At 51.6% G+C, this 25,953-nt stretch carries 21 protein-coding genes and 1 pseudogene; 15 read left to right on the top strand and 7 right to left on the bottom strand.

The annotated features are described in order from the left end of the window. Positions 1-5 precede the first annotated feature (5 nt). Genes C2M24_RS12710 through C2M24_RS12720 form a run of 3 tightly spaced genes read left to right on the top strand, consistent with a single transcriptional unit; the run spans position 6 to position 3,026 of the window. Positions 6-899, top strand: a complete 894-nt coding sequence (locus C2M24_RS12710; RefSeq protein WP_105200348.1) for an acyltransferase — start codon at positions 6-8, stop codon at positions 897-899. Between the two features lie 2 nt (positions 900-901). Beyond that, positions 902-1,825 (top strand): acyltransferase, encoded by a 924-nt coding sequence (locus C2M24_RS12715; protein ID WP_105215347.1) that lies wholly within the window; start codon positions 902-904, stop codon positions 1,823-1,825. 7 nt (positions 1,826-1,832) lie between these two features. Further along, a complete protein-coding gene (locus C2M24_RS12720; RefSeq protein WP_105215349.1) occupies positions 1,833-3,026 on the top strand; it encodes a mechanosensitive ion channel family protein in 1,194 nt (397 codons plus the stop codon). A gap of 68 nt (positions 3,027-3,094) precedes the next feature. Here C2M24_RS12720 and chrA read toward each other — a convergent pair whose 3' ends face one another. Next, a complete protein-coding gene (gene chrA / locus C2M24_RS12725; protein WP_105215351.1) occupies positions 3,095-4,252 on the bottom strand; it encodes a chromate efflux transporter in 1,158 nt (385 codons plus the stop codon). Positions 4,253-4,334: 82 nt separating this feature from the next. On the opposite strand from chrA, the gene C2M24_RS12730 reads away from it, so the two are divergent. Both C2M24_RS12730 and C2M24_RS12735 read left to right on the top strand, forming a co-directional pair. After that, positions 4,335-5,105 (top strand): substrate-binding periplasmic protein, encoded by a 771-nt coding sequence (locus C2M24_RS12730; RefSeq protein ID WP_233999553.1) that lies wholly within the window; start codon positions 4,335-4,337, stop codon positions 5,103-5,105. 115 nt (positions 5,106-5,220) lie between these two features. Continuing rightward, the gene (locus tag C2M24_RS12735) at positions 5,221-5,865 is read left to right on the top strand and encodes an OmpA family protein (protein ID WP_105200343.1); all 645 of its coding nucleotides are present in this window, start codon (positions 5,221-5,223) and stop codon (positions 5,863-5,865) included. On the opposite strand, the gene C2M24_RS12740 is transcribed toward C2M24_RS12735, so the two are convergent. After that, positions 5,862-7,655, bottom strand: coding sequence for an ABC transporter transmembrane domain-containing protein (locus tag C2M24_RS12740; protein ID WP_105215353.1), 1,794 nt, complete (start codon positions 7,653-7,655; stop codon positions 5,862-5,864). The two genes, C2M24_RS12735 and C2M24_RS12740, sit on opposite strands and share 4 nt — an antisense overlap. 130 nt (positions 7,656-7,785) lie before the next feature. On the opposite strand from C2M24_RS12740, the gene C2M24_RS12745 reads away from it, so the two are divergent. The 3 genes from C2M24_RS12745 (at position 7,786) to C2M24_RS12755 (ending at position 10,544) form a co-directional block, all read left to right on the top strand. Further along, positions 7,786-9,468, top strand: coding sequence for a hypothetical protein (locus C2M24_RS12745; RefSeq protein WP_105215355.1), 1,683 nt, complete (start codon positions 7,786-7,788; stop codon positions 9,466-9,468). A gap of 79 nt (positions 9,469-9,547) precedes the next feature. Beyond that, positions 9,548-9,952, top strand: coding sequence for a DUF3224 domain-containing protein (locus tag C2M24_RS12750; protein WP_105200340.1), 405 nt, complete (start codon positions 9,548-9,550; stop codon positions 9,950-9,952). Next, entirely contained in the window at positions 9,942-10,544 is a 603-nt protein-coding gene (locus C2M24_RS12755; protein ID WP_105215357.1) for a PH domain-containing protein, read from the top strand. Before C2M24_RS12750 ends, C2M24_RS12755 begins: the two co-directional genes overlap by 11 nt. On the opposite strand, the pseudogene C2M24_RS16345 reads toward C2M24_RS12755, so the two are convergent. The 3 genes and pseudogenes from C2M24_RS16345 to C2M24_RS12770 all read right to left on the bottom strand — a co-directional run bounded on the left by C2M24_RS16345 (position 10,541) and on the right by C2M24_RS12770 (position 12,939). Beyond that, a pseudogene (locus C2M24_RS16345) lies at positions 10,541-12,329 on the bottom strand (alkaline phosphatase D family protein). The gene C2M24_RS12755 and the pseudogene C2M24_RS16345 overlap by 4 nt on opposite strands. Before the next feature lie 75 nt (positions 12,330-12,404). Then, complete coding sequence (locus C2M24_RS12765; RefSeq protein WP_105200337.1) at positions 12,405-12,749, bottom strand: rhodanese-like domain-containing protein; 345 nt, start codon at positions 12,747-12,749, stop codon at positions 12,405-12,407. Between the two features lies 1 nt (position 12,750). Beyond that, the gene (locus C2M24_RS12770; RefSeq protein ID WP_105200336.1) at positions 12,751-12,939 is read right to left on the bottom strand and encodes a YgaP family membrane protein; all 189 of its coding nucleotides are present in this window, start codon (positions 12,937-12,939) and stop codon (positions 12,751-12,753) included. A gap of 150 nt (positions 12,940-13,089) precedes the next feature. On the opposite strand from C2M24_RS12770, the gene C2M24_RS12775 reads away from it, so the two are divergent. From C2M24_RS12775 to C2M24_RS12795, 5 genes are all read left to right on the top strand, one after another. Next, the gene (locus tag C2M24_RS12775; RefSeq protein WP_233997945.1) at positions 13,090-13,377 is read left to right on the top strand and encodes an ArsR/SmtB family transcription factor; all 288 of its coding nucleotides are present in this window, start codon (positions 13,090-13,092) and stop codon (positions 13,375-13,377) included. Between the two features lie 3 nt (positions 13,378-13,380). Further along, positions 13,381-16,650, top strand: coding sequence for an efflux RND transporter permease subunit (locus tag C2M24_RS12780; RefSeq protein ID WP_105215359.1), 3,270 nt, complete (start codon positions 13,381-13,383; stop codon positions 16,648-16,650). Next, positions 16,640-17,695, top strand: a complete 1,056-nt coding sequence (locus C2M24_RS12785; protein WP_158683762.1) for an efflux RND transporter periplasmic adaptor subunit — start codon at positions 16,640-16,642, stop codon at positions 17,693-17,695. The genes C2M24_RS12780 and C2M24_RS12785 overlap by 11 nt, the downstream gene beginning before the upstream one ends. Positions 17,696-17,854: 159 nt before the next feature. Next, positions 17,855-18,739 carry an ABC transporter ATP-binding protein gene (locus tag C2M24_RS12790; protein WP_105215363.1) on the top strand — a complete coding sequence of 295 codons (885 nt, stop codon included), beginning with the start codon at positions 17,855-17,857 and terminating at the stop codon, positions 18,737-18,739. A 9-nt stretch (positions 18,740-18,748) separates the two neighbouring features. Continuing rightward, a complete protein-coding gene (locus tag C2M24_RS12795) occupies positions 18,749-22,333 on the top strand; it encodes an ABC transporter permease/M1 family aminopeptidase (RefSeq protein ID WP_105215365.1) in 3,585 nt (1,194 codons plus the stop codon). Here C2M24_RS12795 and C2M24_RS12800 read toward each other — a convergent pair. Then, positions 22,330-23,175, bottom strand: coding sequence for an endonuclease/exonuclease/phosphatase family protein (locus C2M24_RS12800; RefSeq protein ID WP_158683763.1), 846 nt, complete (start codon positions 23,173-23,175; stop codon positions 22,330-22,332). The genes C2M24_RS12795 and C2M24_RS12800 overlap by 4 nt on opposite strands. A gap of 129 nt (positions 23,176-23,304) precedes the next feature. Then, entirely contained in the window at positions 23,305-23,985 is a 681-nt protein-coding gene (locus C2M24_RS12805) for a TorF family putative porin (RefSeq protein ID WP_105215369.1), read from the bottom strand. A 798-nt stretch (positions 23,986-24,783) separates the two neighbouring features. On the opposite strand from C2M24_RS12805, the gene C2M24_RS12810 reads away from it, so the two are divergent. Together C2M24_RS12810 and C2M24_RS12815 are read left to right on the top strand one after the other, a co-directional pair. Further along, a complete protein-coding gene (locus C2M24_RS12810) occupies positions 24,784-25,254 on the top strand; it encodes a hypothetical protein (protein WP_105215371.1) in 471 nt (156 codons plus the stop codon). An 83-nt stretch (positions 25,255-25,337) separates the two neighbouring features. Then, positions 25,338-25,550: a hypothetical protein gene (locus tag C2M24_RS12815; RefSeq protein ID WP_105215373.1), complete on the top strand. Its 213-nt coding sequence runs from the start codon at positions 25,338-25,340 to the stop codon at positions 25,548-25,550. Positions 25,551-25,953 lie beyond the last annotated feature (403 nt).

The raw sequence follows: 25,953 nt of genomic DNA on the forward strand, positions 1-25,953 counted from the left end.
TTGTTGTGCGTGCAGTGGTTGCTTTATTTCGGCAAATTGTGAGTATTGGCTTATATACCCTGAACACCTTATTTTGGTTTCTCCCCATAGTCCTGTGTGGTGTTTTTAAGCTTATCCCCATTAGGCCCTGGCAAAAAGCCATGAGCGCCTTGGCAAAAACCATGGCCAGTTGTTGGGTTGCGGGTAACTCCTTAAATCAAAAACTGATTACTCCTTATAAACTTAAAGTGATCGGGCTTGAGCAACTACGCAAAAAAGATTGGTACCTGCTGGTGGCTAATCACCAAAGTTGGGTCGATATTCTGGTGATGCAGCGCATCTTTCGCGGCCGCATCCCGTTTTTGAACTTCTTTTTGAAAAAAGAACTGTTGTATGTGCCGTTTTTAGGCCTGGCCTGGTGGGCGCTGGATTTTCCTTTTATGAAGCGAACCAGCAAGTCGCAGTTGAAGAAAAACCCTAAACTGCGCGGTAAAGACATAGAAACCACGCGCAAGGCCTGTGAAAAGTTTAAGGAAATGCCGGTGTCCATAGTCAACTTTGTTGAGGGTACCCGCTATACAGACGCCAAGCATCAGCGTCAAAACAGCCCCTTTAACCATTTACTTAAGCCTAAAGCCGGCGGGATCGCCTTTGTGTTGCAGGCCATGGGCGAGCAGATCAGTAAAATAGTGAATGTCACCATTCATTACCCGGGCGGTATTCCTACTTTTATGGACTTTGCCGGCGGTAGGGTGAAAGAGGTTGTGGTGCATGTGGAAGTGCGTCCACTGGACTCGCAGCTGATCGGCGACTATAGCAACGACAATGCATTTCGCGTAGAGTTTCAGCAGCATCTCAATGCTCTTTGGCAAGAAAAAGACTCGACCCTGAAGCAGCTAACGCAGCAGAATAGGAACTAATTATGCTGAAACGATTATTGCCCAAATGGCTGGTGGGAAGCCTGGCGACCTGCTTATTGCTGGTAAATACCCTAGTGTGGGGAGTGATCGTTTTTGTCCTTGGGCTGGTAAAACTTATCCTGCCGTTTTATGCCACTACTGTGGTGCTGCATTGGGCCTACAGTGGCTGGCGCCTTGGCAATCGCTTGGCGTTACAGCTAGGTTGCGAGCGCTTTAATGTGCGCTTTGACGGTAAGGTCGACCCCAATGCCTGGTATCTGTTGATTGCCAATCACCTGAGCTGGCTTGATATCGTGGTGCTAAGCGCCGTTACCGAGCTGCCGGCGCCGAAGTTTTTCCTTAAGGATGAACTAAAATACGTGCCCTTTATCGGCAGCGGTGCCTGGGCCATGGGTATGCCCTTTATGAAGCGCGCCAGCAAGGAACAAATTGCCAAGAATCCAAAGTTAAAGGGCATGGATGTAGAGCGTACCAAACGCAGTTGCAATAACTTTAAGCAATACCCATCCTGCATAGTTAACTTTGTTGAGGGTTCGCGCTTTACTCCGGGTAAACAGCAGCGCCAACTCAGCCCGTTTGCCTATTTGCTCAAGCCCAAGGCTGGCGGCATCGCCTTTGCGTTACAGGTTTTAGGGGAAAGGTTTGACGGTTTGCTCGATGCCACACTATGCTATCAATCTCAGGGAACCCATATCTGTCGTGATTTTATGCTCGGACGCCTGACCCAGATAGACTTACTGGTCAATGTGCGTGACATAGCGCCGCAGCTGATCGGTGATTATCAGCAAGACAAGGCGTTTCGGGTCGAGTTCCAACAACAACTCAACGATATTTGGCAGGCCAAGGATGAGCTTATCGCCCAGCAACAAGCACCCACAGCCGCCCCCGACTGCGCCAAAGTAGTAGATAACACAGGAAAGGTGTAACTCAGCTATGACCCAAAGTCATTTACAAAAATTGCTTAAGCCCTTATTCGCCGACACCGAGCGTGCCGAGTTGCTAAGCACGATTTCAGCGACGGGTATCGGTCTGATGGCCATTATCCTGCTGTACTTCTTTTTAAGTAGTTTAATGTTGCCGGCGCTGCAAAGCCTGATGATGCGCATTGCACCACAGCGTACCTCGGCCTTGAAGCCGCTGTTGATTAAATTGAACCGTCGTTTGGCCGGCTTTATTTGCTGTGTTGCCTTTCTGGCGTCCTTCCAAACCGTGGTGCAAATCCCCGAGCTTTACCTGGATATTATCCATTCCTGCGTGAAGATTTTGCTTATCGTATACGGTGGTTTTATCGTCAGCAGCATGGTGAGCATAGGCGGTGCGCTTTACAACCAGTTTGAATTCTCCCGCGAGGTGCCGATTCAGGGGCTAATTCAGCTGGTTAAGCTGATCACCTTCATCATCTGTGCGATTTTAATTTTTGCCCTGCTGCTGGAAAGGTCACCTACCTATATTATCTCCGGCTTTGGTGCCATTGCCGCGGTGACCATGTTGGTGTTTAAAGACACTATTTTAGGTTTTGTGGCCAGCATACAAATAGCCGCCAACCGTCTGGTGACCTATGGTGACTGGATTCAGGTAGACAGCTATGGCGCCGATGGCGAGGTGATCGACCTGGGTTTGAATACCGTGAAGGTGCGCAACTGGGATAACACCATCACCACCTTGCCGACCTATACCCTGGTCTCCGGCTCGTTTAAAAACTGGCGCGGCATGCAGGAGTCCGGCGGCCGCCGTATTAAGCGCTCGCTCAATATAGATATGAACAGTATCCGTATCGCCGATGAGGAGTTGCAGCAAAGCATAGAGGAAACATTGCAGCTGTCCGAGTATATCAACACCACATCCTTGCCGGATAAGGTCACCAACCTGGGTCTATTTCGTCGTTACGCCGAGGGCTATTTGAAACAGCACGACCGTATCAATAAGGATCTCACCCTGATGGTGCGTGAGTTACAGCCCTTGAACCATGGTCTGCCCATTGAATTCTATTGCTTTAGTGCCGACAAGCGCTGGATTTCCTACGAGCATATTCAGGCGGAAATTATGGATCATCTGCTGGCGATCCTGCCCATCTTTGAGCTTAGGCCTTATCAGAGCGTAAGCGGGCAAATGAATGGCTCCAGTTAGCCGAATAATCTTAAGAATTTAATCTAAAAAGCCCGGCAAGCCGGGCTTTTGCTTTACAGCCTATCTCGTTAGTAAGGCAATTGCTCCAGCAGCAGTCCCAGCGCCGCAAAGACGGCAATCAGCATCAGCACAGGTGGCTTAAAGCGTTGCAACCACCACCATCCCAAGGCGACAAAAACAACGTACCACCACTGGGTTACACCAGCGGGAACTATGGGGCTATAGAGCGCCGCCAAAATAAAACCGACCACAGTAGCGTTGATGGCAGTGCTTACGCCGGCCAGCAAGGGGTTGCTCATCAGCGCTTGCCAATGACGGGCGCAGCCTAGTACCAGTAAGAAGCCGGGTAAAAAAATGGCCAAAGTAGCAATTAAGGCGCCCAACAAGGGGGTTGAAGGCGCTAAGACAGCACCAAGATAAGTCGCAAAGGTAAACATGGGACCGGGAATGGCCTGCGCCGCCGCATAGCCAGTTAAAAAGCTGTCGGCATCCACATCGGTCAATATGGTATCGAGTAGGGGCAACACCACATGCCCACCGCCAAACACCAGAGAGCCCGCCTGATAAAACTGGGCGCTGAGCTGCCACAACTCACCCGTAGCGGCGAAACTCAGGATAAACAGCAGGGCAAAAAGCAGCAGCGGTAGCTTGCTAAGGCCTGTGCTTGCTTTGTCTGCGTCTTGCGTTGTGCCTTCATCCTTAAAGGGTTGCAGTTGCCATGCCCCCCAGATAGCCGCCAGCACCAAGATCAATAACTGGGTATACAGGCTGGGGATTAATATCAAGGCACCCGCACTGAGTAACGCTAACGCCCGGGTATGCCAGGTGCGACAGAAGCTTTTACTCATGCTAAACACTGCATCGGCGACAATCACCACGGCGAACAATTTAAGCCCGGTGATCAGCCCCGTAGTGGCCCAAGGCAGCTGTTGTGCTCCCAATGCCAGCAGCACCATGATCAGCATGGAGGGCAGGGTAAAACCGATAAAGGCGGCGATCCCCCCGGCTAAACCGGCGCGCTCTACACCAATGGCAAAACCTACCTGCGAGCTGCCCGGTCCGGGAAGCAATTGACTAAGGGAAATAAAATGCCCGTATTGCTGCTGAGTCAGCCACTTTTTATTTTCCACAAAGTGACGTTGAAAGTAACCTAGGTGTGCCGCCGGGCCACCAAAGCTAGTGCAACCAAGCAACAGGAACTGGTAGAAGATGGATAACAATTTCATAGTTTCATTATACTTAGAGCTTGTGTAGATTATGTGACACTATAGAGGTGTTCCATTTGGTTGCAACAACATTGAGGTTGTTATGAAGATGCGCACAGTGTGCTGGGTGCCACTAATATTATCGCTGTTCATTCCCATGGCCGCTGTGCAAGCCAGCACAATTACCGTCGCTATAGATCATGCACCTCCTTATAGTTCTACCCATGGCGCTCAGGCTAAAGGCCTCTTGCTCGATATTCTTACGCCCATCGCCGATGAGCTTGGGCTTGAGCTTAAGGTGGTCCCTTGCCCCTTTTCGCGCTGCGTGCATATGCTGGAGCAGGGCGAGGTCGATATTATGGGCGGCCTTATTCGTACTAAGCAGCGCGAGCAGGGACTGACCTTTGTTACTCCCGCTTATATGGCGCTGCACTCATCTTTTCGTTTTTATTCCCTGCGCGACAGCGGCATGGAAATCACCGGCTACGAAGCTCTTTACGGCAAGCGAATTGCAGTGATGCGCGGAGCGGCGCACTTTGCCCGTTTCGATAAAGACCGGGAAATGATCAAGGTGCCGGTAACCTCGGAGCAGGTGGCGCTGCAAATGCTGCTAAAGGGCCGGGTGGATTTATTTATTGGGGTTGAAGAGACCGCCGAGCATGCCATGAGCATCTTGCAGCAGCCAATGCACAAATTGGTTAAGCAGCCTTATCAGTACCGCGATTCGATCTTTGGCTATATGGCCTACAGTCGCGATTTTGCCAAGACGTCCCAGGCAAAACAAATCACTTCTTTATACCAGGACCTTGCCGAAGGAGGTCAGCTAACTGAGCTGGTGAAGCCTTATGCGCTGCCGCCGATCGCTAGGTATTGATAACAAGACCATTGAAATTAGTGCAATAAATCATTTTTACTGGCACCATTTTAACCGTAAGTTCATGCAAATCTGTTACCATCCCCCAATAGGACAAATAATAGGAAAATAAATCATGGCTAAACGACTAAACACTTTGACTCCTGTCGTGGCACTAACCTCAGTGGCATTGTTATTAACGGGCTGTCAGGCAACCAATACGCAAAAAGGCGCAGGTATCGGTGCCGGTGTCGGTGCGGTATTAGGTAAAGCCACAGGCGATCATGATGATAAGCGTATCTTCATCGGTGCCGCTATCGGTGCACTAGCCGGTGCAGCGGTAGGTAACTACATGGATAACCAAGAGCAGGCGTTTCGTGATGAGCTAGCCGGTTCTGGTGTTGAAGTTGTGCGTGAAGGCGACAACATTCGCCTGGTAATGCCGTCAAACATTACCTTTGCTACCGAGCAGTCGTACATCTCAAGCGGTTTTCATGACACTCTGAATGCCATCGCCAGCGTGATGAACAAGTACGAGAAAACCTACCTAAGCGTACAAGGTCATACCGACAGCACGGGTCGCAGCGAATACAACCAAAACCTGTCTGAGCAGCGTGCGCTAAGTGTGAAAAACTACTTGGTGAACAGCCAGATCCTGGCGGCGCGTATCAGCACTCAGGGTTACGGTGAAAGCCGTCCTATCGCCGACAACAGCACGGCAAATGGCCGCGCTCTAAACCGTCGCGTAGAAATTCAAATCGTACCTAACGTACAAAACTAAGCGGAGGCGCTGGGCTGATTAAACTGCAGCTCACAAAGCTTTCGATACAGCGGCGATTGTTGCATTAAGCTAGCATGATCGCCGCTGGCAACCACCTTCCCCTTATCCATTACCACAATTCGATCGGCGTGCATCACGGTACTTAAGCGATGGGCGATGATCAGTGTCGTACGCGACTTCATCAGTTCAGTTAATGCCGCCTGTACATGGTGCTCACTTTGCGCATCAAGGGCGCTGGTAGCCTCGTCAAGTAACAGAATTTTCGGATCTTTGAGTATGGCTCTGGCAATGGCGATACGTTGTTTTTGCCCGCCGGATAAACGCACTCCGCGCTCTCCTAAAAAGCTGTGGTAGCCATCGGGTAACTGTTCGATAAACTCGTCGGCATAGGCCTGCCTGGCGGCGGCGCTCACCTCGTCCTGCGTAGCTCCTTCCTTGCCATAGGCAATATTGTGATAAACATCGGCGCTGAACAGTACGGGGTGCTGGGCCACCATGGCCATTTGTTCGCGAATATCATGCAAGCTAAGCTCGCGGATATCCGTGCCATGCAGGCGAATGCTGCCGGCACTGACATCGTAAAAGCGTTGCAGCAGTTCAAATAAGGTGCTTTTGCCGGCACCGGAAGGGCCGACTATGGCTACAGTTTCGCCCTGGGTGATCTGTAAATTAAAGGCCGATAGGGCGCTTTGCTGTGGTCTGGAAGGATAATGAAAACTGACGTCTGTAAATTCGATAACATCAGCCTGAGCCTGGGTATTCAGGCTTTGTGCCTGTGTCGGGTCAAGAATTTCGCTTTGCACTTCCAGTAATTCAATCAGGCGTTTGGCCGCGCCGGCGGCTCTTTGCAGCTCACCATAAATTTCCGCCACCGTACCCACCGCCATGGCCACAACTATGGCGTAAAACACAAAGGCGGCCAGTTCGCCGCCGGACATCTTCCCGCTAAGCACATCGACACCGCCGCTGTAGAGCATAAAGCTGATGCCGGAAAAGCTGATAAAGATCACAAAGGCGATAAGAAAAGAGCGCTGCATAATGCGTTTTTTAGCTACCGCAAAAGCCTTATCAACCTCGCCGTCAAAGGCGGCCAGTTCACTGCCTTGGCGATTAAAACTGTGCACGGTTTTGATGTTTTGCATCACCTCGCCGGCATAAGTGCTGATATCGGCGATGGCATCCTGTGAGCTGCTGGCCAAAGTGCGCACCCGACGGCCAAAAAGCTTCATGGGCAGCAGCACCATGGGTACGCATAAGAGCACTATCAGGGTGAGTTTCACATTGGTGATAAAGAGCATAATGACGCCGCCGATCAGCATCAGGGTGCTGCGCAGCGCCATGGATAAGGACGAGCCGACTATGCTTTGCAGCAAGGTGGTATCCGTGGTCAGGCGTGACATGATCTCGCCGCTGCGATTTTCTTCAAAATAACTTGGGTGCAGAGCGAGAATGCGGGCAAACACTGCCTTACGAATATCGCTGCTGACCCGTTCGCCAAGCCAGGACATCAGATAAAAGCGGCAAAAGATGCCTACCGCCATCAATGCAATCAAGCTGATCAATAAAAAGACCGAGCCGCGCAATTGCTCCATGGAGCCGGCGATAAAACCCTGGTCTATCACCTGCTTCAAGCCCTGACCCAGGGAAAGGTTAATGCCTGCGGTGAGTACCAAGGCAAATAGCGCAGCGGCCACCACCCACTTGTAGGGTAAAAGAAAGCGGAAAATCGGTCGTAAGTGACGTAGCGCACTTTTCTCATTAATGGATGTTTCGGTATTGGATGCAGCCATGGGGGTACCAGATTGAATTGTCCATTTGAGTGTAACAGAGCGGCGTAAGCAAATGTAATAACGCCTTTTATTTTTGCGACTAAGCTTTAACGACTATCAATTTAAAAGCGACTAATAAAAAGGAATGATAATGAAGCAGGTAAACACCCTATCTCGTGCCCTATGTGCGTTCGTCGGGGCCATGTCTCTGACCAGCACGGCGGCGCTGGCCGACTGGCGTAACGAGCCGATTTATAATCAGCAGTATCAATCCATTAACACCTGCCAGGGCCAGTATCCCAGCTATTGGCAGGACCCGAATTTTCAGCCAATGTGGGCGGGACAAACACTGACCAATGTGCCTAATCAGGCCTACGCTGGTCCGGTGTTTCAGTTATCCGATGCCTTCCCTGGCCAGCCAGTTGACGATAAACAGGCGCAGGCCTGGCGGGATAAACGCTTCGACGCCTTGTTTGCCGAGGGCACCAGCGCCAAAGACAAGTATAAGCTGGCGTTGGCCTACAGTGAGGCGGTGATGTATTATATTCTCGCCGGTAATGTGCAGCGCCAGGACAGGGAAGACTTCGATGTATGCGAAAACCAGGTGCGCCCCTGGTTCCATATGCCGTTTCAAACCTATGATGCCATGTCGGGTCGGGAGTTTACCCATGGCTTAACCCGTGAAGCGCCGGTGACCTTCTCGGTGCAGGCGGGCACCGGCACCGATCAATCTACCATGTGGGCGGTGGCTATTTACAATGCGACCGCCGCTTATACGTTGGGGCAGGTGTGGCAAGACGGCGGTGCTAAGGTGCCAAGCGACAATATTCGCTTTGATGAGGGCGCGGTGATCGCCAAGCCCTTATTTAATACCTCAACCGTGGCACAGTTGCCGATATTGACCAATATGCCCAGCTGGGACGCCAATATTTCCGATCCGGCTTTTTGCGCCTGTAAGCCCAGCGATAGCAATCGTCACGAGTGCACATTGCAGGAAGAAAGTCAGCAATGTCCGCGCAGTTATGCTCAATGGGGTGATGTAAAGCTGCTGCAATTCGATTTTGCCGTCAAAGACAGCCGTGCTCGCGATACGGGTTGGGTCTATGGCACCTTCGTCGCCGATGGCCTGCGTAAAGCGAAAGAGAAAAACCCATGGCAGCGCATCAGCCTGCTCGGCATGATGTGGGGTAATGACACACCGCCCGCTGGTCACTATGCCATCAGTTACCCTCAGGCACCCCGAGAAAATGGCTTTAAAGAAGCGGTAATTATTTGGGACAGCGTCGATGAGCTGAACAAATACGCGGGCTCAGGACGCATGCGAGCGCCTGGGCACCTGGGCTGCAATCAGCGCCTCAATGGTCCTGCCGATAACAGCAACAGCTCCTGTATGTCGTGCCATGGCAGCGCTTCGGTACCGGATAAAAACTTCGATACACCCCCCTTGTTGTCGCAGTTTTCCGGCGATCAAACCCATCAATGTGTGGCGCCGCTGATCAGCAGCACCAGTGCCGGAATCGACAGAGGCGGTGACAGCGCCCAAGTGAAGTATCAGGTGGCGTTTGACACAGTGGATGCGACTTATTTTACCAATGTGGGTGCTGGAGAGTCGTTTAACATGATGGTGGTCAATGAACAGGGCCAGAAGGTTAACTTGATGCATGACAGCAATGCGCCCAATTATGCCGATGATGATACCAAGCAGTGGCGTTCGCTCGACTATTCCTTGCAGATGTCCATCGCCCTCAAGCAGTGGTTGCAATGGCAGGCCAACGCTCAGCTTGACGCTAAGCAGCGTGTCCATTTTAAAGAGCTGCGACGAAACGTCGAATAACTATTGATAAAGCCCGCATTGAACTGCGGGCTTTTTTTATATACTAATAAACATAAAACAATCATTAACAGGTTTACTTATGAACGCGATCGGCACCTTTACCGTGACACTAAACCCCCAGGATGCCTATGCCACCGGCGTCGACGGCATTAACCTTGGGCGCATGTCGATAGACAAAACCTTTAGCGGCGATCTGCATGGCATTAGCCAGGGAGAGATGTTGAGCGCCATGACTGTGGTACAAGGCTCCGCCGGTTATGTTGCCATCGAGCAGGTTACCGGTACCCTGGATGGCAGAAAAGGCAGCTTTGTGCTGCAGCACTTCGGTACCATGAATCAGGGCCAGGACCGACTCGTCCTCGAAGTGGTGCCTGACTCCGCCAGTGGCGAATTGCGTGGTCTATCTGGGCTGATGCGTATTCGTATCGATAAGGGTGTGCACCATTATGAATTCGATTATCGCTTGGAGTTTGATGATGAGTAGCGAAACGATTTTAAACACCGCCCAGTTTGACCCCAAGGTTAAGCAATACTGGCTGACCATTTGGTTGCTAGTGGCCAGTATCACCTTGTTTGGCATCGCCTTACTGCCCATTGTCGCTGTCTTGGTATGGTGGCTTGGTGGGCGCATTTTGGCGGCCATGTCGGCGACCTTAAGTGAAAAGAAGCTGGTGGTGAAGCGTGGTATCTGGGTGCGTGAGGAGAAATCCATTCCGCTTGATAAAATTACCGATGTGGCCATGACTCAGGGCCCGCTGATGCGAGTATTCGGCTTGCATAGGTTAAGTTTTGAAACCGCCGGACAGTCCGGGCCGGGAGCCTTGGTGTCCTTGCTTGGGGTGGTGGATGCGCATCATTTTCGCGAAGCGATTTTAACGCAAAAGGAGCGAGCCGCAACACAGCAGGGTGAGCACCATCATGGACAAAGCGCCGCGCAAGGCGGTACTAATCAAGATAACCAGGCGCTTATGCAACGCCTGGTCGATGCGGTGGAGCGCATAGACGCGCGCTTAGCGCGCCTTGAACAAGAGCCAAAGGCCACAGCAAAGGCCACGCCAAAGGCTTCGTCCGACTAGCCCAGAGGTTGCAACTGCGGATTGCCTGCCAGCATCTGCAGCTGTTGGCCACGCTCGGCGCTGACCTGGTAGGCGCGGGCCTTGATGGTATCAACATAATGCCATTGTGCCTGCGCCGCAGCGGCGCTGAAGGTCACGGTCAAAAAGCCGCGGTTTACCAGGTTGTTATAACTCAGATCATCGATCAGCAGGGCAATCACCTGTTCCATTTGCGCTATGGCTTGTGGGTCTTGCGTGTTGAGTGACAAATACTCTTCAATACCCGGTGATGAAACCGATGCGGTAGCAAATTCGACCCCGGCGGCCTGATCACCGGCGATGGGGTTGGCAGCGTCGGTACGCAGTTGTCCCGCCCAGCCATTGTGGGTATCACCGGCCAGCACCACCAGATTCTTCTGCGTAGCCAGGGCTGTGCCTAAAATTACTTCCCTTTCATAGGCATAGCCATCCCAGGCATCCAGATTATAAGGCAATACAGTTTCTACACGAGCGCGCTCAGCCTCGGTGACGCTGGGGTCGCCGGCTAAATGCGGCCCTTAATTTGTGCCAGCTCGGCAAATAAAATGTTGGCCTGTGCCAATAGCGGCGCGGTGTCGCCACCTTGAGCCAGGGTGCCTTGCACCGCGGCCAATAACATCATCACCTCGGCGGGCAGATGCATCTTGGTCATCAATACCTGTTGACCTAATACCTGCCATTGCTGGCTTGAAGTGCTGATACCGTCGGTAAGCCAGGTAAGCTGCTCGCCACCAAGTAAGGTCCTGCTTGGAGCACCAATGGCGCTGGCAAAGTCGTACTGGCCTGCGGCCGTGGTGAGGTCAAAGTCGCCGTAACTGAGTTGTTCATCACGTGCCAAGACGCGGGTATCGAGCATGTACAAAGAAACCAGGTTGCCGAAGTCGAAGCGACGATAGATTTTTTCTTTGTCGGCGACGTTGCGGATTGGCATCCATTCAAAATAGGCTCGCAGCGCCTGCATTTTTCGCTCTTCGAACGGGCCTTCCGAATCATCATGGTTTTCAGCACCACTGTGCCAGGTATCATTACTGATTTCGTGGTCATCCCAGACGGTGATAAAGGCGCAATGGCCGTGCGCCGCCTGCAGATCCGCATCCCGGCGATACAGAGCGTAACGTTTACGGTAGTCGTCCAGGGTAATAATTTCTTCGTTGTTGTCGCTGGCTAGCTCGCGGCCAAGGGCTGCGGCGTCTTCACTGGCATAGCCGCCGGCACCATATTCATAAATGTAATCACCCAGATGCAGGATGGCATCTAGGTTTTCCTGCTTGGCGACTTCGCCATACACATGGAAATAACCGGCCGGGTAGTTGGCGCAAGAAAGTACCGCCAGTTTAACCTGATCTATGTCGCCGACGGGCAGGGTTTTACCCTTACCTGTGGCCGAGGTGATACCGTAGGAAATAAAGCGATAATAGTAGGTGGTGTTGGCATCCAGCCCTTGTAAATCGACCTTCAGGGTAAAGTCGGTGTCCGCACTCACCTCGGTTTGGCCATCATGAACCAGGGATTCAAAGTTGGCGTCGGTGGCCGCTTGCCACTGTACCTTTACGCGAGTAACGCTGGGGTCTTTGGGCGTCACGCGAGTCCAGATTATCAGGCTATCGTTAAGGGGATCGCCGCTGGCTACGCCATGGTCGAAGCTAACATTAATTGTTCTTCGTCGCTGTCATTGTCGAGTACACAGCCGCTTAGGCCAAGAGATAAAACGGCAGCGCCAAATCCCGCTGCCGAAGCTTTTAAAAAACGTCTACGAGTAAACTGCATTGGTTTGTACCTGTTATTTTTTTATGATGCAGAGCTTATCCGACCAGTGTTACTGTTCGGTGACAAGCATGTCAACTAGAAGACGCTACATACCTCCTCGGCCTTACAGCTGATCACGGTGACATTTTCATAACCGACCCGGGTGAGCTGTTCGGCGGCTAAGGTGGCGCGGGCGCTGCTGGCACAGTGCAGATAGATAGGACGGCTGGCGTCTTTTTCTATTTCCATCAGCTTCATTTCCAGCACGCCGCGAGGAATATTAATGGCACCAGTAGCCGCCTTGGTAGCGTGCTCGGCAGGCTCACGCACGTCAATTAACAGGCCGTGGTTCTCGGCCAGCTCCGCCTTGGCTTGTTGCGCATCAACGCGGCGCTGCTTGGGAACTATGGTTTTTAGTAAGTCTGGGATTGGGGTGAGCATATTATTCCTCCATGCCTAATTTGCGTAGTAAGGCCATCATTGGACACCAGCCGGAAAACGCCGATTGGATCAGGTTAACGGCGATAAACGCGGTAAACCACAGCCACATTGGGCTGACCAGATAAGTTAACAATAGCGACAATAAAATCATGATGCCAGCGATCAATCTGAGTGCGGCGGGTATTTTCATGGTAAGCCCCTTGTTGGTAATTTGTTCAATTTAATTATATTAGCAAAATCTAATTTAGCAATAGTTAATATTAGACTTTACTAATGTTAGCTTCTATACTGATTTGCATACTTCAATTCTCTAGCTTAACCGGGGGAACTCGTGGACCTGATGAAAATGGCAGACAATGCCGAGCAGGCTCAAGCCTTACTAAAACTGCTGGCCAATAAAAATCGGCTGATGATTCTTTGCTGCCTGCAACAAGGTGAGCTCAGTGTTTCTCAGCTTAATGAAAGTGTGCCCTTAAGCCAGTCCGCCTTGTCTCAGCACCTGGCCGTACTGAGGCAGGAAAACATAGTGAGTACCCGCCGTGAGAGTCAGACCATTTATTATAGCTTGTGCAACGACCAGGTACGGGCCGTGCTCAACACCCTGTACACGCTGTTTTGTGAGGAGTAGGCCGTGACTTGGTTAGATAGAGGAGTGAGGGCCAGCCTGGGTGGGCCTCTGCCCTTGTTTATCTTTATTATCGCCTTGGTGGCCGGCGCCTTTGCATTGCAGCAAACGCCCCGCGAAGAAGAGCCGCAAATTGTTGTGCCCATGTTCGATATCCTGGTTGATGTCAGTGATATAGAAGCCCCAGAGGTCGAACGCTTGGTCACCGTGGAACTGGAAAAGCTGCTGGCGCAGATAAAGGGCGTTGAACATATTTACTCGGCCACCCAAAATGGCCGCCTGGTCAGTACCTTACGGTTTGAGGTCGGTCATTCCCGCGAGCAGGCGCTGATTGATACCTACGCCAAGCTTTATGCCTATCAGGACACCATGCCGGCGGTGGTACGCCAATGGCAAATTAAACCCATAGAAGTGGATGATGTGGCCATCGTCATGCTGGGTTTATACAGCACGGCGCCGCAGTTATACGACGATTATCAACTGACACGTATGGCGCAGGAGCTGGCAACCCGATTGCAACGGCTTGAAGACACCAGTGAGGTTAAGGTGATCGCGGGGCGTACCCGCAGCGCCAATATCTATCTCGACAGCGCCGCCCTTAATGCCCATAAAACGACGATTTCGGATGTGCTTTATGCCCTAAGCGTGGCTAACCAGTTGCGGGATGTGGGTAAGGTCAAAGATGCTCAGGGACACTGGCGCCTGCAAGTACAAGGCGGCGATGCCTTGCGCTCACTGGAGCAGCTTAAGTCCCTGGTGGTCAATGTGGTTAATGGTCAGGCGGTGCGCCTCGACAGCGTTGCCAGCATAATCGATGGCCCCGGTGAGGCGCAGCATTATCAATGGTTGCAAACCCAGGATGGTCAGCCCCAGCTGCCCATGGTTACCCTGAGCGTGGCGAAACAGGCCGGTGCCAATGCCGTGGCGGTGGCTCGCGATGTTCATGCGCAAATGCAACAGCTGCAAGATGAGTTGTTACCGCCCGAGGTTAAGGTGGTGACGCTGCGCGATTATGGTCAAACCGCCAATGAAAAGGTCAATAATCTGGGAGCCAGCCTGGTATTTGCCATAGTCACGGTCGTGCTCTTTATTGGTGTGTTCCTTGGTTGGCGTCCGGCCATAGTGATCGCCCTGGCCCTGCCCATTTGTTATGGCCTGACCCTGAGTTTTGACTGGGCCTTTGGCTACACCATTAACCGAGTGACCCTGTTTGCCTTGATCTTGGCCCTGGGCTTGTTGGTGGATGATCCGATCACCGGTATCGATAACATCAGCCGCTTCTTTAGCCATCAAGGCAGTGTGCAGGATCGCATTGTGGGGGCCATGGCGGAGATTCGTACGCCCTTGTTGATGTCGACCCTGACCATTATGGTGGCCTTTTTCCCATTGGCCTTTATAACCGGGATGATGGGGCCCTATATGGCACCCATGGCCTTTAACGTGCCGATCAGTGTGGCGCTTTCTACATTAGTCGCGTTTTTTGTAACCCCTTGGCTGGCGATGAAAATTCTTAAGCCCAAGGGCGATGAGGTGGCCGAACAAGCCCAAGCCGCCAATCTCTATACCCGGATGCTGGACTACTTTTTACTGCGCCGCAGTCGTGCCAAGCTGATGCTGCTGGTGGTGTTGGTTTTATTTATATTCAGTGCCTGTTTACCCTTGTTGCGCGCGGTGCCGCTTAAGTTATTGCCCTACGATAACAAGAGTGAAGTACAGGTCTTGGTGGATATGCCCGAAGGCACTTCGTTGGAGGATACCTCGGCGCTGCTGAGCAAGGTGCAGGCGCTAAGCTGGCAGTTGAACGAGGTGCAAACCATAGCCGCTTATGCCGGTCAGCCATCAAGTATGGACTTTAATGGCATGGTGCGGGGTTATTATCGCCGCTATGGCGATCATTTGGGTGAGTTACGCATCCTGTTACGCGATAAAACCGAGCGTCAGCATCAGTCCCATGCCGTGGTATTGCGTTTGCGCCAACAGTTGGAGCCACTGGCCAATAAGGGTATCAGCATCAAGGTGATCGAAGTGCCGCCTGGGCCGCCGGTGCTTAGTACCCTGGTTGCCGAAGTCTATGCCGAGCCCTTTGTGAGTGAGCAACAACATCGTCTTGGTGCCGAGTTAATTGCCCAGCGTTTGCGCCAGGAGCCCCATGTGGTGGAGGTGGATAGCACCCTGGAGCGTCAGCAGCAACAACTGCGTTTTGTCACCGATAAAACCAAGGCGGCGCTGTCTGCCTTGAGTACCTCAGATGTGGTCGATGCCATAGCTGTGGCGGTGCAGGGCAGAGAAGTGGGTGCCTTGTATGTGACCGAAGAAGCAAAAATGCTGCCCATTCGTGTCTCGCTTCCCTATGCCCAGCGCGACCAGGCCCACTTATTGGCCTTGCAGGTGAAGGGGCAAAGACAAATTAGCCAGACCAGTAACGATCTCGGTCTGGTGAGCGCGCCGCAACCCCTGGTGCCTTTGTCCGAGGTGGGTGAGTTTCATCTTGAGCCTCGACCGCAGGCCATTATGCGCAAGGATCTTAAACGGGTGATTTATGTCACCGCCGAGCTTAACGGTCGCACTCCGGCGGAAGTGATCGCCGATATCAGTGCCGACCGTGGCCCAGAGGAAGTGGAGCCGGTATCTTGGCAGCAACGTAGTTTCTTTAACCCAGGCGGCAGTGCAGCCTGGCAGTTGCCCCCGGGCGTTGATGTGTCATTCAGTGGCGAGGGGGAGTGGCGCATTACCATAGATGTCTTTCGCGATATGGGCATTGCCTTTGCCTTTGCCCTAGCCGCCATCCTGGTGCTCTTGCGTGTGCAAACCCGCTCCATGAGCTTATCCCTGATCATTATGTCGGCCATCCCTTTGACCGTAATCGGCATTATGCCCGGCTTTTGGCTGCTGAATCAGTTTGGCGAGCGCCAGGTTGCCGGTGCGCCAGAGCCGGTGTTATTCACTGCTACGGCCATGATAGGCATGATAGCCCTGGCCGGCATTGTGGTGCGTAACTCACTCATTTTGGTTGAGTTTATTAATCAGGCTCGGGCTCAGGGCATGGCCATTAAGGAGGCCTTGGTGGCCGCCGGACGAGTGCGTATGCGCCCGGTGTTATTGACCGCGGGCACCACCTTGTTGGGCAACATAGTGATTGTTTTTGACCCCGTGTTTAGCGGCCTCGCTATCGCCATTATTTTCGGCATTATTGCTTCTACTTTATTCACCCTGCTGGTGGTGCCGCTAGTGTACTACCTAGTTTATGCTGATGAGGAACACACGCATGCAACCTAAGTTAGTGATTGTCCTTGTAGTCGGCTTCTTAGTCGCTGCGATAATTTGGTTTTCCGGAGTGCTAGATCAACATCTGGCGCCGGGGACAAAACAGGCGCCTGCGCCCTACAGCGGGCAAACCCAGCGCGTTGGCAGCGAGCCGGTAGTTGCGTATGAGGCCGTACCCGGTCAGGTGATTGCTCAGCAAAATACCAAGGTAGCGGCACGGGTGATGGCGCAAATTGAGCAAATTACCGTGCGTGCCGGCGATATGGTGGAGCAGGGCCAGGTGTTGATCCGTCTCGATGAGCAGGAGCTAACCACTCAATTGCAACAGGCCAAGGCCCAGGTGCAGGCGCTGCAGGCTTCATTCACCCAGGCGCAAAAGCAATTACAGCGCGCAAAGGAGCTTTTTGCCCAGGGACTTATTGCGCAAAGCGATATAGATGCGGCCACCGCCAATCATGATAATTTATCCGCCAGCTTGCAACAGGCAGGGCAGCGCCAGCAACAGGCACAAATTGCCTTGGGTTATGCCACCATTACCGCGCCCATTTCCGGGCGTGTAGTAGAGCGCTTTGCCGAGCCGGGCGACACAGCAACGCCGGGTCGCGACTTATTGGCCATATACAACCCGCAGCAGTTACAGCTGGAATTTGCGGTGCGTGAGCGCCAGGCGGTCAATCTGCGCTTGGGCGATATGCGCCAGGTGGAGGTCCCGGCCTTGGGTGTCAGCGAGGCCACCGAATTAGTAGAAATCGTGCCCGCCGCCGACAGTGCTTCACGCTCGCTACTGGTGCGCATGGCAGCCCCTAAAAACGCGCAGTTGCTGCCCGGTCTTTACGCCCAGTTACAGCTGCCCTTGCCTCAGCATGAGGCGGTGATGATCTCGCCGCAGTATGTGCACAGCTATGGCCAGCTCGATATGGTCTTAGTGGTGGAGAATAAGCAGTTGGTGCGTCGCTATGTGCGCCTTGGACGAGTGATAGGCGATCAGGTTGAAGTACTGAGCGGCCTGCGCCCTGGCGATGAAATCGCTATCGATGCCAAACCACCAAGGCTATAGCCTGCCTTATGATATGCCCAAGATCACCGCTGTCGGTGCTCTTGGGCATCTTCATTCATAAATATTTACATTATTAATATTTACTTCACCTTTGTACCTAATTAGCCGTGTGATATAAGAGTAACTTTATAATAATAAAGCTAATTTAAGGACAATCAGGTGCTAACAATTCAAGGTCTTACCAAAACCTACAGCAATGGTGTGCAGGCTTTAAAGGGCGTGGACTTAGATATCCCCAAGGGCATGTTCGGTCTTTTGGGCCCCAATGGCGCGGGTAAATCATCGTTAATGCGAACCATAGCGACACTGCAAAGTGCCGACGGTGGCAGCATCACCTTCGATGGTATCGATGTGCTCAACCAGCCTCAGGAAATTCGTCGCCGTTTGGGTTACCTGCCCCAGGATTTTGGTGTGTACCCACGTATTAGCGCCTATGAGCTGCTCGACCACCTGGCCATTCTTAAAGGCCTAGACCAGGCCAAAGAGCGTAAAGAAGTAGTGGAAGGTCTGCTCGCCCATACTAATTTGTATCAACATAAGTCTAAGTCGGTGAGTGGCTTTTCCGGCGGTATGCGCCAGCGTTTTGGTATTGCCCAAGCGCTGCTTGGCGACCCGGATCTGCTGATTGTTGATGAACCCACCGCCGGCCTAGACCCGGAAGAGCGTAACCGCTTCCATAACCTCTTGGTGAGCCTGGGCGAGCAAAAGGTGGTGATCCTCTCTACCCATATCGTTGATGATGTCAGCGAGCTGTGCCCGAACATGGCGGTACTGGCCGGTGGCGAAATCCTCCTTAAGGGCAACCCCATCGACCTGACGCAACAGCTTAATGGCCGTATCTGGCGCAAAGAAGTGGTCACCCAGCAAGAAGCACAAGAGCTTGAACAAAATTTGCCGGTGATTTCCAAGCGTTTGTTTGCCGGCAATACCATATTGCATGTGTTTGCCGAGCAGGCGCCGGAAGGCTTTGAAACCGTGGCCAGTAATCTGGAAGACGTGTACTTCTCGACCTTGCATCAGCAACGCCTGGCAGCATCGGCCTAAGGAGGGGTTATGTTGTTAAAAATGCTCACCTTTGAGCTGCGCTATTTTGTGCGCCAGCCATCATTCTATGTGTCCAGCCTGCTGTTCTTTTTACTGGCATTTTTCGCCACCGTTTCCGATAAGGTGCAAATAGGTGGCAGCAATGTGAACGCCAACAGTCCCTATACCATCTTAATGATGATGGCGGTGCTATTGATCTTTGCCCTGTTTGCCGTGGTGAACTTTGTCGCCTCCTCGACCATACGCAACGACAGTGAACATATGGCTGAGCTGGTATACAGCAAACCCATAGCTCAGCGCAGTTATCACCTCGGCCGCTTTCTTGGCGCTTTTTGTGTCACCGTGCTGGTTTTTGCCTTTGTGCCGCTAGGGATCTTCCTCGGTACCTGGTTCGGCTCTTTGGTAGGTTGGTTAGACCCTGAGCTACTGGCCCCCAACAAGCTGCAATATTACCTGCAGCCCTTTGTGATCCTGGCGGTGCCAACCCTTTTCGTGATGGCGGTAAGCTGCCATGTGGCGGCGCTGCGCTTTCGTACCATGATGGCCGTATATATTGCCGCCGTGGTGCTCTTTATTGGTTATAACGTGGTGTCGGTGTTTTTCGAGCAACCGGAATTCCGCTTATGGGCGGCGCTGTTCGACCCCTTCGGTTTTGGTGCCTTTATGGATGCTACCCGCTATTGGACGGTGGCAGAGAAAGACACGCAAACCTTGGCCTTGGAAGGCAATGTTCTTTATAACCGTTTGATTTGGTTAAGCGTTGCCGTTGTGCTCTTTGTCACCATGGGTCTAAAGGGCGGTTATCAGAGCGGTGCCAAGGATAAAAAGCCGCAGCAGGCTTCACCCTCTATGCTTAAACGCGCGCAGCAAGCGCTTAGCAATAAGATTGCCGTGCGTCCGGCGCAGATCAGCACTAAAAGCCAGTTTTTACTGCGTACCCGCTTCGAGATAGTACAGGTGGTCTTTAGCGCGCCCTTTATGATTCTCGCGGCGCTGACCCTGTTTATGTTGATCTCGCCCTTGTTGGTTCCGGGTCAATGGTATGGCACCTCAAACTGGCCGCTGACGCAGGCGATGATCCCGCTGATCAAGGGAGTGATGGGCATGTTTATGATCATCATCCTGGTGTATTACAGTGCCGAGGTGGTGTGGCGTGAGCGCAATTCTAACTTCGGTGACATTATCGACTCTTACCCCACCCATAACCTGGTTTTTTGGGCGTCAAAGTTGTTGGCTATCACCACGGTATTGGTGCTGCTCTACAGCGCTGGCATGCTCTTTACCATCACCTATCAGCTGGTGAAGGGGCAGTTTAATATCGAACTTAGCCAGTATTTGTTCCGCCTTGGTTACCTGACCATGGTGCCCCTGGTGATGACCACCATATTGGCGTTTTTCTTCCAGGTGATCAGCCCGAATAAATACGTGGGCATGCTGCTGTTTATCATCTATTACGCCGTGAACATGGTGCTTAGCAATTACGGTTTTAGCCATAATATGTATCGCTTTGCCTCTTCGCCGGCGGCACCTTATTCCGATTTGAATACCTATGGTCACTTCTTAACCGCAGTGCACTGGTACAACTTATACTGGCTGGGTTTAACCCTGGTCTTAGCGGCCCTAGGCTATGGCCTGTGGCACCGAGGTCCGCAGCAGACGCTGCTTTCGCGCCTGCGTTTGCTGGGTTATCACTTAGGTAATAAAGGTAAGTTGGTCGCGACCTGCGGTCTGGTGATCTTTGTTGCCAGCGGCAGCTGGATATATCACAACACCCGGGTGTTGAACGATTACCAAACCCAAGATCAGAGCGAGGACCTGCGCGCCCAGTACGAGCAACAACTGGTGCAGTATAAGGATGCTCCTATTCCCGCAATTACCAAGGTGGATGTGACCGCGGATATTTACCCGCATGAGCGCCGCATGGTAGCCAAGGCCGAGGTGGAGTTTACCAATACCAGAGAGCAGTCCATCAGCCGTTTTCTGGTAAGCAAGCCAAGATTTAGCTCCCAGTGGCAGCTTAACCTTGAGGGCGGGCATCTAGGGGAGGAGCTCAGCGAGTTTAAATCCTGGTGGTATGAATTTGATACCCCGTTACAGCCGGGTGAAACGCGCACGGGTGAAATGTCTGTGGTGCGCGAACATCAGGGCTTTAAGAACAGTGGCTTTGATACCCAATTGGTTGAGAATGGCACCTTTATCAATAACTATGAACTCTTCCCGGTATTTGGTTACCGTGGCGACTATGAGTTGCAAGACCGCAATGAACGTCGCAAGCGCGGCCTGCCGGAACTGGAGCGTGCCCATGACCTTAAAGACAGCCGTTATTACCAGCAAAGCTTCTTTGGCCAGGGTGTGGGCTTTATCGACTTTAGCGCCACCATTAGCACGAGTCTGGATCAATTCGCCATCGCGCCCGGTTACCTGCAACATGAAGAGGTGGACGAGGAGCGTGGACGCCGCACCTTCCGTTATGAGATGGATGCGCCCATGGTGCACTTCTATAACATTATGTCGGCCCAGCTTGAGGTGAAGAAGGAACAATATAAGGGCATAGATATCGAGGTGTACTATCATAGCGACCATGCCTGGAATATAGATACCATGATCCAGTCCACCAAGGACTCCATCGACTACTTTACCCAGGCCTTTGGCCCGTACCAGCACAAGCAGTTACGTATTTTGGAGTTCCCCGGCTATCGCTCGTTTGCGCAAAGCTTTGCCAATACCGTGCCTTATTCGGAGAACATCGGCTTTATTACCGATTTGCGTGATGCGGACGATATCGATGCGCCTTATTATGTGACCGCTCATGAAGTGGCGCACCAGTGGTGGGGTCATCAGGTGGGTGCAGCCGATGTACAAGGTTCGGCGGTTATTTCCGAAACCCTGTCGCAATACAGCGCCATTCAGGTGTTGCGTGAAAAGTATGGCGAGCAAAAGCTGCGTAAGTTCTTAAAGTATGAGCTGGATCGCTACCTGCAAGGGCGAACCCGAGAAGCCCATGAAGAAATGCCGCTGTATCGCTCGGAGAACCAGCAGTACCTACACTACCAAAAGGGTTCTGTGGTGATGATGGCCATCGCCGATCGCATTGGTGTAGAGCGTACCAATGAGGCGTTAAAGGCATTTTTACAGGCCTTTAAGTATAAAGACGACCCCTATCCGACCACCTTGGATTTGTTGTCTTACCTCAAAGCGGATGCCGACGAACAGGAACAGGCCTTTATCGATGATCAGTTTAAGCGCATTACCCTGTTTGAGCTGGGCGTGGAAAAGGTGGAAGTGGCCGAGCAGGCCGATGCCGATGGCAAGTTTAAGGTCACGCTAACGGTAACGGCTAAGAAGGCATTTGCCGATGGCAAGGGCAATGAAACCGAGCAGCCCATGGCACAGCTGGTGGATATTGGCTTGTTTAGCGAGGACCCGGAGAAGTTGAGCGCCGAGGACGCGGTGATCTATCTGCAAAAGCATCAGCTCACCAGTGGTGAAAATACCCTGGAGCTATATGTAGACAAGAAGCCGAGCTATGCCGGGGTTGACCCCTTGGTGAAGCTGGTCGATAGAGACAGCGCCAATAACATCAAGAAACTCTAATGCTGTTTATCACCGCCGGGTTCCTCGGTGGTGATATGCACAGATACCAATAGTGGGTTGTGATCCGAACTGGTGCGCTCCAGCGTTTGCGCCGAGGTGAGGGTCACGCCTCTTATCCATATTTGATCTAGGGGTAAATCAAACACCCGGGTACGATGATCCGGTGTAAAACTGACCCTTGTCATATCTAGTTCACTCAGCAGCCCTTGCACCAGTTGCCAGCGCGCGCGACTCCAACTGTTAAAGTCTCCGGCAAAGATCACCGGCCCGGAATGAAGCTTGATTAATCCCGATAACCGCTCCAGCTGTTGCCTATAGTCGCTGATGCCAAGAGTAAAGTTAATGCCGTGCATATTCACCAGCAATAAGGAGTCACCATTAGCCAAAGGATAGCGACTGATACTCGATGCTTTGGGGGTACGCAACCAGGGTTCCCGCTGATAAAAACGACAATAAAGCTGGGGCGACCAGTCGCTTAGCAAGGCCAGCCCGGTTTGCTGATTGAGGCCCTTGTAGCCTGGCGAAAAACGGGTGTGGGGCTTGAGTTGTAACAGCGCCTCATCGGTGATGGCTTCTTGCAGCAGCATAATATGGCTTTGCTCTGACAGGGCGTGCAGATCTGTCAGTAATTCAGGCTTGGCCGCCTTATAAATATTCCAGCTGAGCAGTCTGAGTTCCGATACCGGCAAGGGCAGGCTTACCGGCTCACCGGGCTGGGTTAATAGCGCAGCGCAGGATTGGGGTGAGTCGGCACTAAAGGGCGACGCAGGCAAAGGCTCCGGCAGCACGGCCTGTTGCCACTGAATAAAGAGTAAATAAAGCAGAAAATAGAGACTCGGCACAGGCAGCCTTAGTAAACCTACTGATTGGCAAGATTATAGTGGCAAAAATGGCTTTAGATGCCAAACAGAAAAGATAAAGGGCCTTACGGCCCCGGTTTGCAGCAACAATAAGAGGGTATGACTTTAAGCTTAAAGCTCAAAGTCTAAGCTGTATGAAACATACGCTTTTAAATCATCATCCGCGTCCAGGTCGGTTTGCAGCAGGCCAAAGGTAAAACCCGACTTGCTGATACTGACGCCATAATCTATGTAACTGTCGTCTTCACCGTACCATTCCTGCACGGTATCGCCGCTGGAATGGCCGAAGTGAAGCGCCAGTTCGGTATCTTTTAAAATGGTAAAGCTGGCGTTGAGCTCAAGGTAGAGCATGTCTTCTTCGTCGGTGGCATCGCCTTCGGCATTGACCAGGTAACTGGCACCGGCGCTGAGCCATTGCCAGCTCACCGAGCCATAGATCTCACCAAAACCAATATCTCCCTCGGCATCCGGATAGGCGTAATAGATATAGCCGACATCGTAGCCTATGTCGTCGATTGAACCGGCGAAGCCCGCGTACAAGTCCATTTCATAGCTGGTGCTGGCGGCATCGCCGAAATCGATATTCGACAGCCAGGTGCCGGCATAAAAGCCGGTGTCGGAGGCGTAGTCTATGCCACCGGATACCGCCGCCCCATCATCCGACTGGGTAATACCGCGCCAATAATAGTTAGAGCTGGCGGCGACGTTGGCGGTGACTTCCGCCTGGCTGGCCAGCGGGGTGAGGGACAGTGCCAACAAAGCCAGCACCGGCGCGTATTTCTTTTTGTTCATTTTCTCATTCCTGTAGTAACGCTGTGTTGAATATTTAGTTGGCAAGGCGTGTGCCAATAACGGAATATTTTTTAAAAGTTACTATTTTTCAGATGCTTGGTGGTATTTTGAGCTGTGTTGGCTGGTGGGCGGGGGAGTGCGGATGCACTCTGGTGGTGCATATTTTATGCTTTTGCACTCATTTTAACCAATGGTACTGCATAAGAATTCTTGTTTGGTTTTGTGTTGCTGGTGGTATTGGTTGTTAAATTAAGATCTTGTCGCGGTGGGTGAGCGCGTTAAGAAAATGGTCCGGTGGACTATTTTTAGCAAGCGAACGCCTTGAGCCAGTGAAAGGCCGGGGACGGCGCCCAAAGAGGGAGTGATTAATTTGGATGCAAGTAATTCGTCCATGAAGCTGGGTTCCTGTTCGTGACGAAGTTACGGCATACATGCCTCCACCTCCTCGCGCTGCGAAGCGGTGCTTCGGTCACTCGTCGCCCCCGCTTATCGCAGAGCTCTTCGCCTTCAAGCGGCGAGAGTGAAATTATTCACTCTCTTATTTCCGCTTTCAGCCACGCCTCGCTGTCTTAGCCACGCTTCGCAGCAAAAGCCGAGATCGAAAGCGCGAATTTTAACGGGGTTAGGCTGATACATTGAGGCTCTAAATTAGTATGGGATATGTTTATAGATTGCATGTGTGCGTCATCCAATCTAATTGTGAAAAAATTATATAGATTGATTTACATATTGAAGATGATAAGGTTTTCATTGGCGTTGGAACAACGATCAAATATTTATTGTAAAGGGATGTTACCTATGAAAAAGTCTTTAATTTTGGCTCTAGCTTTGGGGTGTTTTTCGAGTTTAGCCAATGCTACTAGCCTTTCATCGAAATTAGCCAACTCACCAACAGACCACCTTCAGCTTCTCGCAAATAATCTAAATATGTTCATGCTCTTAAATCTTGAAAAACTTAGAGAGCAGTCAGTTATTGAAAATAAAGAGTTTTTAGAAGTTTATTTTCGTGCATCAGTAGAAAATAATGGAACGCTTAAATTGCATGCTATGTATGAAGCGCCAGTCTCTTCGATTTCAAAGGCAAAATGTCAAGCTAAGCTTAAGAAATACGTGAATGAACTAAAGGAGAATGGCGGTATCACTACTTTTCAAGCCGTCTCTTATTATTACTTATCCCGCCAAGAAGCTCTTTCTCTTTTAAATGAATCGACCTATTCAATCACAATTGTCGCCAAGGAAAATAATGAACTACAAATATCATGCAGTTAGCCGGTAAGGGGTTAGAGGATTTCATGAGCAATAGTTCATAATATGACTGGGTTAAAACTTAATAATGATTAAAAGGAGTTGACATGGTTGATGCAGAAACGTTGATGAAACAAGCTGGCATGACAGCAGATACATGGCTAACGCAAGCCATTGAAGCTACAGAGCACTTGCCAATTTCTGAGGAATCAAGGGCGATGATCATTGCCGCCTATATACAAGCTGCAGCGCAAGATCAACATACTATGACCATCAGGGCGCTAGCGGAAAATGGTTTGTTAAATAGAAGAATGGACTAGTTTCTATGTTCAGCTTTTGTAATAAACCAGCTTTCAAAAAATCCAAGCTCACAGGCATCGATTTCCCGTTTTGATTCGCGCTGGAGAAATCGGCTTTTGTTGTGGAGTCTGTCATTGATAGCGAGGCACGATGCCGAGCTAGATTTATCAGTACAGGGAGGTGCTGTTAAATCGCATCAATGACTAAGCGGAACGTTTAACAAAACGCTGAGTTCGTAAGCATTAGCGAATCACGGGTTCGCGGAGTTTCCAAAGAGGGAGTCGAATCACTCCCTCTTTGGTTGTCGTCGCCAACACGACAAGATCTATCAGTCAAAACCACAGTCGGCGACTCGGCAAAATTTACTCAAAAGCACCTTTGTCGGCGCAGAGCACCGACCTACTTGCGGCCAAGCCAAACAAC

Origin of the sequence: Pseudoalteromonas sp. T1lg22, from assembly GCF_002964645.1 — a bacterium.
Classification (GTDB): Bacteria; Pseudomonadota; Gammaproteobacteria; order Enterobacterales; family Alteromonadaceae; genus Pseudoalteromonas.